At 41.4% G+C, this 13,333-nt stretch carries 13 protein-coding genes; all 13 read left to right on the top strand.

Features of this window, described 5'->3' with window-relative positions:
* The first annotated feature begins 12 nt into the window (after positions 1 to 12).
* A complete protein-coding gene (gene aroB / locus SORDD05_RS03370; protein WP_061417081.1) occupies positions 13 to 1,080 on the top strand; it encodes a 3-dehydroquinate synthase in 1,068 nt (355 codons plus the stop codon).
* Between the two features lie 9 nt (positions 1,081 to 1,089).
* Positions 1,090 to 2,256, top strand: a complete 1,167-nt coding sequence (gene aroC, locus SORDD05_RS03365; protein WP_061417080.1) for a chorismate synthase — start codon at positions 1,090 to 1,092, stop codon at positions 2,254 to 2,256.
* A 9-nt stretch (positions 2,257 to 2,265) separates the two neighbouring features.
* Positions 2,266 to 3,369, top strand: coding sequence for a prephenate dehydrogenase (locus tag SORDD05_RS03360; protein ID WP_061417079.1), 1,104 nt, complete (start codon positions 2,266 to 2,268; stop codon positions 3,367 to 3,369).
* Positions 3,370 to 3,379: 10 nt separating this feature from the next.
* Positions 3,380 to 3,718 carry a YlbF/YmcA family competence regulator gene (locus tag SORDD05_RS03355; RefSeq protein WP_000065973.1) on the top strand — a complete coding sequence of 113 codons (339 nt, stop codon included), beginning with the start codon at positions 3,380 to 3,382 and terminating at the stop codon, positions 3,716 to 3,718.
* Positions 3,719 to 3,808: 90 nt separating this feature from the next.
* Positions 3,809 to 5,092: a 3-phosphoshikimate 1-carboxyvinyltransferase gene (aroA, locus tag SORDD05_RS03350; protein ID WP_061417078.1), complete on the top strand. Its 1,284-nt coding sequence runs from the start codon at positions 3,809 to 3,811 to the stop codon at positions 5,090 to 5,092.
* Positions 5,085 to 5,561 carry a shikimate kinase gene (locus tag SORDD05_RS03345; RefSeq protein WP_061417077.1) on the top strand — a complete coding sequence of 159 codons (477 nt, stop codon included), beginning with the start codon at positions 5,085 to 5,087 and terminating at the stop codon, positions 5,559 to 5,561. Before aroA ends, SORDD05_RS03345 begins: the two co-directional genes overlap by 8 nt.
* Positions 5,558 to 6,406: a prephenate dehydratase gene (pheA, locus tag SORDD05_RS03340; protein WP_061417076.1), complete on the top strand. Its 849-nt coding sequence runs from the start codon at positions 5,558 to 5,560 to the stop codon at positions 6,404 to 6,406. The genes SORDD05_RS03345 and pheA overlap by 4 nt, the downstream gene beginning before the upstream one ends.
* On the top strand, positions 6,403 to 7,683 hold the full coding sequence (locus tag SORDD05_RS03335; protein WP_061417075.1) for an LCP family protein: 1,281 nt from the start codon (positions 6,403 to 6,405) through the stop codon (positions 7,681 to 7,683). Before pheA ends, SORDD05_RS03335 begins: the two co-directional genes overlap by 4 nt.
* Positions 7,684 to 7,830: 147 nt before the next feature.
* Positions 7,831 to 8,667 carry a LicD family protein gene (locus SORDD05_RS03330; RefSeq protein ID WP_061417074.1) on the top strand — a complete coding sequence of 279 codons (837 nt, stop codon included), beginning with the start codon at positions 7,831 to 7,833 and terminating at the stop codon, positions 8,665 to 8,667.
* Positions 8,664 to 9,632, top strand: a complete 969-nt coding sequence (locus tag SORDD05_RS03325; protein WP_061417073.1) for a glycosyltransferase family 2 protein — start codon at positions 8,664 to 8,666, stop codon at positions 9,630 to 9,632. The genes SORDD05_RS03330 and SORDD05_RS03325 overlap by 4 nt, the downstream gene beginning before the upstream one ends.
* 21 nt (positions 9,633 to 9,653) lie before the next feature.
* Complete coding sequence (locus SORDD05_RS03320) at positions 9,654 to 11,813, top strand: LicD family protein (protein WP_061417072.1); 2,160 nt, start codon at positions 9,654 to 9,656, stop codon at positions 11,811 to 11,813.
* Positions 11,814 to 11,870: 57 nt separating this feature from the next.
* Positions 11,871 to 12,683: a LicD family protein gene (locus SORDD05_RS03315; RefSeq protein ID WP_061417071.1), complete on the top strand. Its 813-nt coding sequence runs from the start codon at positions 11,871 to 11,873 to the stop codon at positions 12,681 to 12,683.
* Positions 12,684 to 12,719: 36 nt separating this feature from the next.
* On the top strand, positions 12,720 to 13,333 hold a 614-nt coding region (locus SORDD05_RS03310), incomplete at its 3' end, for an MBL fold metallo-hydrolase (protein WP_155718847.1).

Raw genomic sequence — 13,333 nt, 5'->3', positions numbered from 1 at the left:
GGAGACCCTACTATGAAAATCAGAATCGATATTCCGCATCATCCTTATGATATTCAGATTGAAAAAGGTTGTCTAGCTCAGGCTGGTCAATGGTTGCGAGAACTCTGGCAACCGCAAAAAGTAGTCATTGTAACAGATAACCATGTAGCTTCTCTCTATGCAGAGAAGGTTAAACTCAGCCTAGAAGATGCTGGTTTTCAGGTAGCTGTTTTTGACTTTTTAGAAGGCGAAGAACGAAAAAATTTAACCACTGTTCAGAAGGTCTATGAATTTCTAGTTAAGCAAGGTTTGACTCGTAGCGATGGAATCGTGGCTCTAGGTGGTGGTGTCGTTGGGGACCTGGCTGGTTTCGTAGCCTCTACCTATATGCGGGGCATTCACTTTGTTCAGATTCCGACTAGTTTGACAGCCCAGGTGGATTCTTCTATCGGTGGAAAGACAGGTGTTAACACTCCATTTGCTAAGAATATGGTGGGTACTTTTGCCCAACCGGATGGGGTTCTGATTGATCCGCTTGTCCTTGAAACACTCGGGAAAAGAGAGTTGATTGAAGGGATGGGTGAGGTTATCAAGTACGGCTTGATTGAGGATCCAGAACTGTGGGCTCTCTTAACGGACCTGGATGGTTCTGTTGAGAGTATACTGGAACATGCGGAGACTTTGATTGAACATTCTTGTCAAGTTAAGCGGAAGATGGTGGTTGAGGATGAGTTGGATAATGGTGTTCGCCTTTACCTCAATTTTGGTCACACTATTGGTCATGCCATTGAAGCAACGGCCGGTTATGGAAAAGTCATGCATGGTGAGGCCGTGGCTATGGGAATGGTTCAGATTTCCAAGGTTGCTGAGGGAAAAGGCCTCATGCCAGAAGGAATAACCCAGTCTATTAGAGAGATGTGCCAGAAATTTGGCTTGCCTGTTGACTATGAAAACTGGGATGTTGACAAGCTCTATCAGGCTTTGACTCATGATAAGAAAGCGCGTGGCAACACCTTGAAATTGGTCTTGGTACCAGAGCTTGGTTCAGCGACCGTTCACCCAGTTTCTCTGGAAGAGATGAAAGACTACTTGGTAAAATAAGGAGAACGTATGAGATATTTAACTGCAGGAGAATCACACGGTCCTCGTTTGACGGCTATCATTGAAGGAATTCCAGCGGGCCTTCCGTTGACAGCAGAGGATATCAATGGGGATCTTAAACGCCGTCAGGGTGGCTACGGACGTGGTGGTCGTATGAAGATTGAGAGTGACCAGGTTGTCTTTACATCGGGCGTTCGCCACGGGAAAACGACAGGGGCTCCTATTACCATGGAAGTTATCAATAAGGACCACCAGAAATGGCTGGATATCATGTCTGCGGAGGACATTGAAGACCGGCTTAAAAGCAAGCGGAAAATCACTCATCCTCGCCCAGGTCATGCCGATTTGGTTGGGGGAATCAAGTACCGTTTTGATGATTTGCGAAATTCTTTGGAGCGTTCATCAGCTCGTGAAACTACCATGCGAGTTGCTGTTGGGGCAGTAGCCAAACGTCTCTTAGCTGAGCTAGATATGGAGATTGCCAACCATGTCGTGGTCTTTGGTGGTAAGGAAATCGATGTACCTGAAAACCTAACAGTCGCTGAGATTAAGGAACGAGCTGCCCAGTCAGAAGTTTCTATTGTCAACCAAGAACGGGAACAAGAAATCAAGGACTATATTGATCAAATCAAGCGTGACGGTGATACCATCGGTGGGGTTGTTGAGACAGTCGTCGGAGGTGTTCCAGTTGGCCTTGGTTCCTATGTCCAATGGGACAGAAAATTGGATGCGCGATTGGCTCAGGCTGTTGTTTCCATCAATGCCTTTAAAGGCGTGGAATTTGGTCTTGGCTTTGAAGCTGGTTACCGAAAAGGCAGCCAAGTTATGGATGAAATTCTCTGGTCTAAAGAAGACGGCTATACTCGCCGTACTAACAATTTGGGTGGCTTTGAAGGTGGTATGACTAATGGGCAACCAATCATTGTTCGTGGCGTCATGAAACCAATTCCTACTCTCTACAAACCACTTATGAGTGTGGATATCGAAACCCACGAACCTTATAAGGCAACTGTGGAGAGAAGTGATCCGACCGCCCTTCCAGCTGCAGGAGTGGTTATGGAAGCTGTTGTGGCAACGGTTCTAGCACAAGAAATCCTTGAAAAATTCTCATCTGACAATCTAGAGGAATTAAAAGAAGCGGTAGCTAACCACCGAGACTATACAAAGAACTATTAAGGAGTTCCTATGGCAAAAACAATCTATATCGCAGGTCTTGGTTTGATTGGTGCTTCGATGGCACTCGGTATCAAGCGCGATCATCCTGATTATGAAATTTTGGGTTATAATCGTAGCCAGGCTTCGAGAGACATTGCCTTGGAGCGGGGGATGATTGACCGTGCGACGGATGATTTTGCCAGTTTCGCTCCCCTAGCAGATGTCATCATCCTGACCTTGCCAATCAAACAGACCATTGCTTTTATTAAGGAGCTGGCAGATTTAGACTTGAAAGAAGGCGTCATTATCTCGGATGCGGGCTCAACCAAGTCAGCCATTGTGGAAGAAGCGGAGGAATATTTGGCTGGCAAGCCTGTTCGCTTTGTCGGGGCCCATCCCATGGCTGGTAGCCACAAGACAGGGGCTGCCTCTGCGGATGTTAATCTCTTTGAAAATGCCTATTATATCTTCACACCTTCGAGACTGACAAGTCATGGCACGCTTGAGGAAATGAAAGATCTGCTTTCTGGCCTTCATGCTCGTTTTATCGAGATCGATGCCAAGGAGCATGATCGGGTGACTTCTCAGATTAGCCATTTTCCTCATATTCTGGCTTCCAGTCTCATGGAGCAGACAGCGGTCTATGCACAAGAACACGAAATGGCAAGGCGCTTTGCAGCGGGTGGTTTTCGAGATATGACTCGGATTGCAGAGAGTGAGCCAGGTATGTGGACTTCCATTCTCTTGTCTAATCGTGAGACCATTCTAGAGCGAATTGCGGATTTCAAGGAGCGTTTGGAAGCGATTGGCCAGTCTATCAGCAAGGGAGATGAAGAGCAAATTTGGAACTTTTTCAATCAAGCACGTGAGCAACGGCAGGCCATGGAAATCCATAAGCGTGGTGGTGTGGATAGCTCTTACGACCTCTATGTCGACGTTCCCGATGAAGAAGATGTCATCTTGCGAATTTTGGAATTGCTACGTGGGACTTCCTTGGTTAACATTCACATAAACGAAGAAAACCGTGAGGATGTTCACGGGATTCTACAAATTTCCTTTAAAAATGCTCAGGATATGGAACGAGCTGAGCGCTTAATTACAGAAAATACGGACTACACAGTCGTCATCAAATAAGGAGAAAATCATGTCAAATATTTACGATAGTGCAAATGAACTCAGTCGCGGGTTACGCGAATTACCAGAATACAAGGCGGTTAAGGCAGCAAAAGATGCCATCCAAGCTGATGAACAAGCTAGCAAGATTTTTGCAGACTACCTCGCCTTCCAGCAAGAAATCCAAGTCATGGCGCAAACGGGACAGATGCCAGACGCCTCTTTCCAAGAAAAGATGCAGTCTTTCAGCAAGCAAATCCAAGAGAACGCTCTTTTGTCAGATTTCTTTGCCAAACAGCAACAATTGTCTATTTACCTTTCAGACATTGAAAAAATTGTCTTTGAACCTGTTTCAGAATTATTGAAATAGTATTTTATCTGTATAAAAGCCAGAAATTTCAGGAATTTCTGGCTTTTTTATGATAAAATAAGAAAAAGTATCGCAAGTATGGGGTCAACTATGAAACTAAAAACAAACATTCGCCACTTACATGGCAGTATCCGGGTTCCAGGTGACAAGTCTATTAGCCATCGTTCGATTATTTTTGGTAGTTTGGCTGAGGGAGAGACCAAGGTTTATGATATTCTGCGTGGAGAGGATGTACTTTCAACCATGCAGGTTTTTCGTGACCTTGGTGTTGAAATTGAGGACAGAGATGGGGTTATTACCATTCAAGGTGTTGGAATGGATGGCTTAAAAGCGCCGCAAAATGCCCTCGATATGGGAAATTCTGGAACCTCGATTCGCCTGATTTCAGGTGTCCTGGCTGGTGCAGACTTCGAAGTAGAGATGTTTGGAGATGATAGTCTTTCTAAACGTCCTATGGATCGCGTGACGATTCCTCTGAAAAAAATGGGCGTTAGCATTTCGGGGCAAACTGAGCGAGACCTGCCTCCTCTTCGCCTCAAAGGGACGAAAAATTTAAGACCGATTCACTATGAGTTGCCAATTGCCTCTGCCCAAGTCAAGTCCGCATTGATTTTTGCAGCCTTGCAGGCTCAGGGGGAGTCCGTTATTATCGAGAAAGAATGTACTCGTAACCACACCGAAGATATGTTGCAACAATTTGGTGGCCATTTAAGTGTGGATGGCAAGAAAATCACAGTTCAAGGGCCACAAAAACTGATCGGACAAAAGGTAGTTGTTCCAGGAGATATTTCCAGTGCAGCCTTTTGGTTGGTCGCAGGTTTGATTGTGCCAGATTCTCGTGTGGTGCTGCAGAATGTGGGCATTAACGAAACGCGTACTGGTATCATTGATGTCATTCGCGCCATGGGTGGGAAACTCAAAATAACTGAAATCGATCCAATCGCTAAATCAGCAACACTGACTGTAGAGTCTTCAGACCTGAAAGGAACAGAGATTGGTGGAGCCTTGATTCCCCGCTTGATTGATGAATTGCCTATTATTGCTCTTCTCGCGACACAAGCGCAAGGTGTAACGGTCATTAAGGATGCTGAGGAACTCAAGGTAAAGGAAACTGACCGCATTCAGGTGGTGGCAGATGCTTTAAATAGCATGGGGGCGGATATCACTCCTACAGCAGACGGGATGATTATCAAAGGGAAATCAACCCTTCATGGTGCGAGAGTCAATACGTTTGGTGACCACCGAATTGGAATGATGACAGCCATCGCAGCCCTCTTGGTTGCTGATGGAGAAGTGGAACTTGACCGTGCTGAAGCCATCAATACCAGCTATCCTAGCTTCTTTGATGATTTGGAGAGCTTGATTCATGGCTAAGGTATTACTCGGATTTATGGGGGCAGGCAAGTCGACAATTGCTAGAGGATTGGACCCTGACTACATCGATATGGATGCCTTAATCGAGGAACGTTTGGGCATGTCCATTGCGAATTTTTTCGCTGAAAAGGGAGAGGCGGCCTTTCGTCAGGTGGAGTCTGAAGTTTTAGCGGATTTACTAAAAACGGACCGAGTTGTGTCAACTGGTGGAGGAGTAGTCGTTTCTCATAGGAATCGTGACTTGCTTAAGACTAATCCTGATAACATCTATCTGAAAGCAGACTTTGAAACCCTTTACCAACGTATCGCAGCTGATAATGACAATCAGCGCCCGCTTTTTCTCAACAAAAGTAAAGAAGAACTGGCCAGTATTTTCCAAGAAAGACAAGCTTGGTATGAGGAAGTAGCCAGTCGGATTCTAGATGTGACCAAGTTAAGCCCAGAGGAAATTATAGAGGAACTGAGATGAAAATTGCCTATCTAGGTCCCAAGGGATCTTTTTCGCATCATGTTGTGCAGACAGCCTTTCCCAAAGAGAAATTGCAGGCTTTTGCTAATATCACAGATGTCATCAAGGCCTATGAACAAGGCTTGGTAGACTATTCAGTGGTGCCGGTTGAAAACTCCATTGAGGGGAGTGTGCATGAAAGCTTGGATTACCTTTTTCATCAGGCGGATATTCAGGCTGTTGCAGAAATCGTACAACCCATTCATCAGCAGCTGATGGTAGTTCCTGGTCAGTCAGAAATTGAGAAAATCTTTTCTCATCCTCAGGCTCTAGCTCAGGGAAAGAAATTCATAGAGGAGCATTATCCAGAAGCCCAGCTTGAAGTGACGGCAAGTACAGCTTATGCAGCTCGCTTTATTGCTGAACATCCAGACCAACCTTTTGCAGCTATTGCGCCTAGAAACTCAGCTAGAGAGTATGGACTGGAGCTAATTGCCGAGAATATTCAAGAGATGGAAGCTAATTTCACACGTTTTTGGGTGTTAGGGGCAGAGATACCGAAGATTCCTTTGAAGCCACAAGCTGAAAAAATGAGTTTGGCCTTGACCTTACCAGACAATCTACCTGGTGCTCTTTACAAGGCACTTTCGACTTTTGCTTGGAGAGGGATTGACTTAACAAAGATTGAAAGTCGCCCCCTTAAAACAGCCTTGGGAGAATACTTTTTCATTATCGATGTAGACTATAGTGACAAAGAGCTGGTTCATTTTGCCAGACAAGAACTAGAAGCAATTGGAATCCAGTACAAGATACTGGGAACCTACCCTATTTTCACCATAAGGGACCTAGGAAAGGAGAGCCTATGAGCAAAGAAAGCCCTTTAAGTCATCATGAGCAGTTACGCTATGATTACCTTTTTAAGAATATTCATTACCTAAATGACAGAGAAAAGAGAGAATTTGACTATCTGAAAAGAAAAATGGACGGTGGATTTCCCTCTAATGAAGGTGAAAGGGAAAAAAATCTAGGGAAGGACATTGGGATTCCACAGTATTCCAATCAAAGTCGCTCGAATAGACATCAGAAATTTCCCTCTCTTCCAAAAGTGAAAAAGAAGAAACCAAGAAAATTTTTCAAACGAGTTCTAATTTGGCTTTTACTGTTGATAACCTGTGTGGCTGCGGGCATGATTATTATGTTCCTTCGAGGTTTCCAGTCGGCAACTACTAGCAATAAGCCAGCTGATGCAAAAGCGGCACAAGTAGAGGTCTTTAATGGTCAGGACACCAAAGATGGGGTGAATATCCTAATCATGGGGACAGATGGTCGTATCGGTCAAAATAGTGCAGAAACTCGCACAGACACGATTATGGTGTTGAATGTTAGTGGTTCGGATAAGAAAATCAAGCTAGTCAGCTTCATGCGTGACAACCTAGTCTATATTGATGGCTACAGCCAGATTGTGAATGGCAAGAAACAAACGGATAATAAACTCAACGTAGCCTATGAACTTGGGGAGCAGGAGGGGCAAAAAGGAGCAGAAATGGTTCGCAAGGTTTTAAAAGATAACTTTGATTTGGACATTAAGTACTATGCTCTAGTGGATTTTCAGGCCTTTGCAACTGCCATTGATACGCTATTTCCTGATGGAGTGACTATAGACGCTAAGTTTTCAACGTTAAATGGCCAGCCTCTAACAGAAGCTACAGTTGGAGATGACCTTCATGCAACAGAAACGGAATCACCAACTCAAACGATTCGTGCTGGCAAGCAACAAATGAATGGCTCAACCTTGCTTAACTATGCCCGTTTCCGTGACGATGATGAAGGAGACTATGGTCGTACCAAACGTCAGCAGCAAGTCATGTCAGCTGTTCTTGAGCAAATCAAAGATCCAACCAAACTCTTTACAGGATCAGAGGCACTTGGAAAAGTATTTGGAATGACTTCTACCAACCTACCATATACATTCTTACTGACCAATGGCTTATCAGTTATCGAAGGTGCACAGAATGGTATCGAAAGACTCACAGTGCCAGAACTAGGCGATTGGGTAGATGCTTATGATGTCTACGGAGGACAAGGTCTACTTGTCGACCAGAACAAATACCGGACTAAACTCGCCCAAATGGGAATGAGATAAGAGATAGATAAATAAAAATCAAAGCTTCATTCACCAGTAAAAATGGTGGATTGGGCTTTGATTTTTTACGGTATCTGATGGATTTTTAAGGCTTTTTTATGGTATAATAAAACGATATAACTCGTTATTGGACAGAAGAGGAGAGACATGAGTGATTTGAAAGCGATTCAGGCTCGTAGTCTGGAAATGGCTGAATATTTCGTCGCATTTTGTAAAGAACATAATTTGTTGTGCTATCTCTGTGGTGGAGGAGCGATTGGTGCCCTTCGCAACAAGGGCTTCATTCCTTGGGATGATGACCTAGATTTTTTCATGCCTCGCAAGGACTATGAAAAGTTAGCCGAACTATGGCCTCGTTATGCAGATAAGCGTTATTTCTTGTCAAAGAGTCACAAGGATTTTGTAGACCGTAACCTTTTTATTACCATTCGTGATAAGGAAACGACCTGTATCAAGCCTTATCAGCAGGATTTGGATTTGCCACACGGTTTGGCCTTGGACGTTTTGCCTTTGGATTATTATCCTAAAAATCCAGCTGAGCGCAAGAAACAGGTTCGCTGGGCCTTGATTTATTCCCTTTTCTGTGCGCAAACTGTTCCAGAAAAGCATGGTGCAGTCATGAAATGGGGAAGTCGTATCTTACTCGGTTTGACTCCCAAATCTCTACGTTATCGCATTTGGAAAAAAGCTGAAAAAGAAATGACCAAGTATGGTCTGGCTGAGAGCGATGGAATCACGGAATTATGCTCAGGGCCTGGCTACATGCGAAACAAATATCCAATCGCATCCTTTGAAGACAATCTCTTCTTGCCATTCGAAGGAACTGAGATGCCCATTCCGGTCGGTTATGATGCCTATCTCAGCACTGCTTTTGGGGATTATATGACACCGCCACCAGCGGACAAGCAAGTACCGCATCATGATGCCATTATAGCAGACATGGACAAGAGCTACACGGAGTACAAGGGAGAATATGGGGCATGATGGAAGAAAAAATTAGCGTCATTGTTCCAGTCTATAATGTAGAAGCCTATCTGGAACGATGTGTGGAGTCAATTCTTCATCAAACTTATACCAATTTTGAGTTAATCCTAATCAACGATGGTTCTACCGATTCCAGCGGACAGATCTGTGATCACTTAGCATCTCAGAATGAAAACATCAAGGTTTATCATATCGAAAATGCTGGGGTTTCAAATGCTAGAAATATGGGAATTCAGCTAGCGACGGGTGCTTGGATCACCTTTATTGATAGCGATGATTTCGTTACCAAAGATTACCTAGCTACTTTAGCAAGTGCAGTTGAAGGGTTGAATGTGGGCTTTGTAATCGCTCCTCTGCACCATATCAAAAACGGCATTGTAACAGACTTACCTCCACATTCTGGAAAAACAGAACTCTGGTCAACAGAAGAAACCATGAAGGAACTACTGATGACTACCAGAACGTCATTTTTTCCAGTTGCAAAACTGTTTAAGAGAGACCTGCTAGCGGATGAAAAGTTTAATACAAATTATCACCTAGCTGAAGATGCCTTATTTTTAACTGAATTGCTACTAAAGACAAGATGCAGTTGCGTATTTATTGACAAACCTGTTTATTATTATGATCATCGTGAGGGAAGTGCAACAACATCTGTTAATCGATATGCATTTGACACGATAGAAGTTTATAAGCAAATAATTGCTCAAGTTTCACAAGTCTTTCCTAATTTAAAATACGAATTAAAAAATAGAGAATGTTGGTCGTACATCACAGTTTACGATAAAATTATCTTTACTTCATCTGAAGAGTATCAAAAGGAGAAAACCGAGCTAAGGACTTGGATTGTTCAGCATCGACGTGAAATATGGAAGGATGCTTATTTCACCACTTTTCGCAAGGTAGCGATCCTTTCACTTGTCATTTCTCCATGGCTATATAAGAAAATTGTTGGATTAAAAAACTAATATCATGAGAAGGAGTTGAAAATGAATTTTTCAAAATTGGATGAATACTTTGAAAAATCAAAACTATGGATTGCATATCTATTTGTTTTCATTTCGATTTTAAGTATGAGTTCACTGGTTTATAAGGTAGCAAATCCCCTCTACAAGGGATTGTCAGCGATTGTTGTACTTTATATTTGCTATACCTTGTTGTTTAAGTGGAAACAGATTACAGTAGATCGAAAGTTTTTGGCCTTATTTGGCTTGTTATCTGGGAGTCATCTGCTATCGGCTATATTCAATCGCTCTGGACATTTGATTGGGAATGTGATTGAAATCCTTTTCATGGTAACCTATGTTTTATTATTTACCATGTTACAATCAGGGCAACTTAAAAAATTATTTGACTGGATTGCCTATACGGTTCAAATTGTATCTTTTTCTTCCGCAATTTTTGCGTTTGGTTTATTAGTAAGTAGAGTCCTTATCCTATTTAAAATTGGCGAACAATCTTATTATTATGGTGTCATGAATGGACGTCTGTGGGGAATTGTCAATCCTAATGCTAGTGCGATATTTTCATACATTAGCATTATTTTGGCCATGTATTTGATCCATAAAGGAAGTAAATATTCTGTTTATCTTAAACTGAATAATCTGATTCAATTAGTATACTTTGCTACTATGCAAAGTAGAGGAGCCTTACTTTCTTTACTCCTCATGATTGGACTCTATAGTTTCTTTGCCACTAGAGGAAGTATCCTTAAACGATTCCTCACTTTTATAGTTGCTGGTTTGCTGATTACTGCTGCTAATATTGGATTAAGCTATGCAACTTCAATTTATATCTCATCTGAAACTGCGACTGTTTTTGACTTAAACAAAGGACAATCCTACGCTGAGACAGATTCGTCTATCACTAAGAAGAATGGTGAACTCCATCTAATTGAAACAACACCAAGTGGTAGGACCTACATTTGGAAAAATGCTATTAAAATGGGAAGTGCCAAACCAATTTTTGGTTATGGTGTACGGAATGTTCCAGATTACTACACAAAATATTTCAGTAAATTTGAGATTCAAAACTCCCTTATCGGTGGGAATTTCCATAACATTTTTGTGACCATATTTGTCAGTTCGGGAGTTCTAGGCTTGGTATCCTTCCTTCTTATACTGGCTTATGTCATCAAGCGCTTTTTAACTTATTTGATTGTGTCCAAGAAAAATACTGACAAATTGATTATGATTCTTTTCTTCGGTATTTTGTTTGGTCAGTTGTTTGAAAGTCAGATTATGTATTCAACCAACTTTATCAATATCATCTTTTGGTTGGCAATCGGTTATGGACTAGTGGTTTGCAAACGGGATGAAGGAGTTCGGTATCAAGAAGTAACAGATGTCAGTGAAATTCAACAGATGGAACTTGGAATCATGGAGTACATTCATGAGGTTTGTCAGAAAATTGGTGTCAAGTATTTCCTAGCATATGGAAGTCTAATTGGTGCGGTTCGCCATAAAGGTTTTATCCCTTGGGACGATGATATGGATATTTGCATGCTAAGAGAAGACTATGAGAAACTACAAGATTACCTTATCGCTAGCCCTGATGAACGTTATGAGGTTATGTCTTATAAAAATAATCTCAACTATGTCTATCCTTTTATGAAAGTGCAGGATAACCATACCTACTTGCTAGAAGAAGATGTACGGATCGATTCCAATATGGGAATCTATGTGGATATTTTCCCTGTAGATGGTTACGAAGATGACGCGGACTTTAAAAACAAAATGACGAAACTCATAAAGAAACGTCAATTGAGTTGTTACACTTTTAAAGGAATTACCAACACGAAAAGTCTACTAAATTCTTTAATTCGTTATATCTCTGTTGTCATTTTCTATTTCACAAATACGAATAAGTATGTTGAGCAAATTGATGAGCTTGCTAAATCTAGAGCAGTTGCTGACTACGAGCAAGTTGACTATTTGATTTACAAGGATATGAATAAGCCAGTTTGGAAACGTGAGTGGTTAGAACAAGTGATTGTGGGAACGTTTGAAGGCAAGGAATTTATGATTCCAAAACACTACCATGAAATTTTGACCTCTGACTATGGGGATTACATGCAATTGCCCCCTCTTGAACAGAGAGTATCTCACCATGATTTCAAACTGTGGAAAATTACTAAAAATTCTAAGTAAGCAAATCGCAGTTAGAAATCGTTTAAAAAATTAGTCAAAATTAGGAGAATAAAACGTATGTCTGAGAGAGTTTTAAGTCTTGAAGAAATAAAACAAGTGGAGTTGGATATTTTAAAGTATCTACATGAACTATGTGAAAAGCATCAGATTAAATATTTTATTGATTTTGGAACCTTACTAGGAGCTGTCCGCCATAAAGGATTTATCCCTTGGGATGATGATACGGATATTTCCTTGGCGCGAGATGAATTTGAAAAGCTTTATAAGGTTTTAAAAAATGAGAATCATCCTTACTACAAATTGATTTCATTTAGAGAAACAAAAGGCTATCCGTACAGTTATCTGCGTGTTCATGACATTAGAACACGTAGAGATGCCAATCTTCTGGACCCGACAGTCGTATTGGGAACTTGCGTTGACATTTTTCCATACGATGGTGTCGTGACGGAGAAAAGTGATTGTAAGAAAATGAAGCTCTATAAACACTTTGTCCGCCTTTCTTCTTTGAATTTTAAAGGGATCAAGTCTGAGAATGGTGGACTTAAAAATCTGCCTCGTTATATTGGGTCAGCTTTTTTCCGTCTAAGCTCTCCACAAACTTGGAATCAAAAATTAGAGAACCTTGCTTTGAAATATAGTGTAAATCAAGCTACAGATCTTACCTGTACGATATTTGATCCAAGCTTTCCAGAGGGAATCAAAAAAGAATGGCTCTATGATCTGATTGATATGCCATACGAAAACATCGTAGTGAAGGCTCCGAGAAAATACCATGAAATTCTTGTCTACGAATTTGGATCAGATTATATGACTCCACCACCTGTTGAACAGCAGGTTCCAGGAACTGATAAGAATTATTGGATTGATTAGTAAGAGATTGTTTTCATCGAGAAAGGAGTGTTCAAGATGAAGAATAAAAGATTAGTTAAATCAGTCAGTTATAGTTTATTTGCTTTCCTTTTTGTGTTGATTGGTTTATCACAACAAGTTAATGCAGACACCATTACTGCTGGTTCAGGCAACCGTATCCATTTCATAAATACTAAAGCAAAATCTGGGAGTGATGCTATCCTTCTGGAAAGTAATGGTCATTATGCCTTGATTGATATGGGAGAAGACTATGATTTTCCTGATGGGAGTGATCCACGGTATCCAAGCCGCTGGGGGATTTCCATGAGAAATTATCAAGTCTTGGAGGACCGTTTGATTCGCCACCTTGATCAGATTGGTGTTAAAAAACTGGATTTTATTATAGGAACCCATGTCCATAGTGACCATATCGGCGGAGCAGATGAGATACTTAACCGTTATCAAGTTGGTAAGTTTTATTTAAAAAAATATTCAGATGAACGGATTACCTCACACTGGGGACTCTGGGATAATCTTTTCAATTATGATAATGCTTTGAGAGTCGCACAAAAACGAGGGGTTACTCTTATTCAGAATATTACAGATGAGGATAGTCACTTTAAATTAGGTGATATGGATATCCAACTCTACAACTATAAGAATGAATATGA

The sequence above is a fragment of the Streptococcus oralis genome, from assembly GCF_001578705.1.
GTDB lineage: Bacteria > Bacillota > Bacilli > Lactobacillales > Streptococcaceae > Streptococcus > Streptococcus oralis_J.
The sequence above is the reverse complement of the archived record's forward strand: the minus strand, read 5'-3'. Positions and strand labels throughout refer to the sequence as shown.

Bases quoted from the DNA above. Each gene is read 5' to 3' on its own strand.
- SORDD05_RS03325 (WP_061417073.1), top strand. From the start codon at position 8,664: ATGATGGAAGAAAAAATTAGCGTCATTGTTCCAGTCTATAATGTAGAA.
- pheA (WP_061417076.1), top strand. From the start codon at position 5,558: ATGAAAATTGCCTATCTAGGTCCCAAGGGATCTTTTTCGCATCATGTT.
- SORDD05_RS03355 (WP_000065973.1), top strand. From the start codon at position 3,380: ATGTCAAATATTTACGATAGTGCAAATGAACTCAGTCGCGGGTTACGC.
- SORDD05_RS03335 (WP_061417075.1), top strand. From the start codon at position 6,403: ATGAGCAAAGAAAGCCCTTTAAGTCATCATGAGCAGTTACGCTATGAT.
- SORDD05_RS03360 (WP_061417079.1), top strand. From the start codon at position 2,266: ATGGCAAAAACAATCTATATCGCAGGTCTTGGTTTGATTGGTGCTTCG.
- SORDD05_RS03330 (WP_061417074.1), top strand. From the start codon at position 7,831: ATGAGTGATTTGAAAGCGATTCAGGCTCGTAGTCTGGAAATGGCTGAA.
- SORDD05_RS03345 (WP_061417077.1), top strand. From the start codon at position 5,085: ATGGCTAAGGTATTACTCGGATTTATGGGGGCAGGCAAGTCGACAATT.
- aroA (WP_061417078.1), top strand. From the start codon at position 3,809: ATGAAACTAAAAACAAACATTCGCCACTTACATGGCAGTATCCGGGTT.
- SORDD05_RS03320 (WP_061417072.1), top strand. From the start codon at position 9,654: ATGAATTTTTCAAAATTGGATGAATACTTTGAAAAATCAAAACTATGG.
- aroC (WP_061417080.1), top strand. From the start codon at position 1,090: ATGAGATATTTAACTGCAGGAGAATCACACGGTCCTCGTTTGACGGCT.
- SORDD05_RS03315 (WP_061417071.1), top strand. From the start codon at position 11,871: ATGTCTGAGAGAGTTTTAAGTCTTGAAGAAATAAAACAAGTGGAGTTG.
- aroB (WP_061417081.1), top strand. From the start codon at position 13: ATGAAAATCAGAATCGATATTCCGCATCATCCTTATGATATTCAGATT.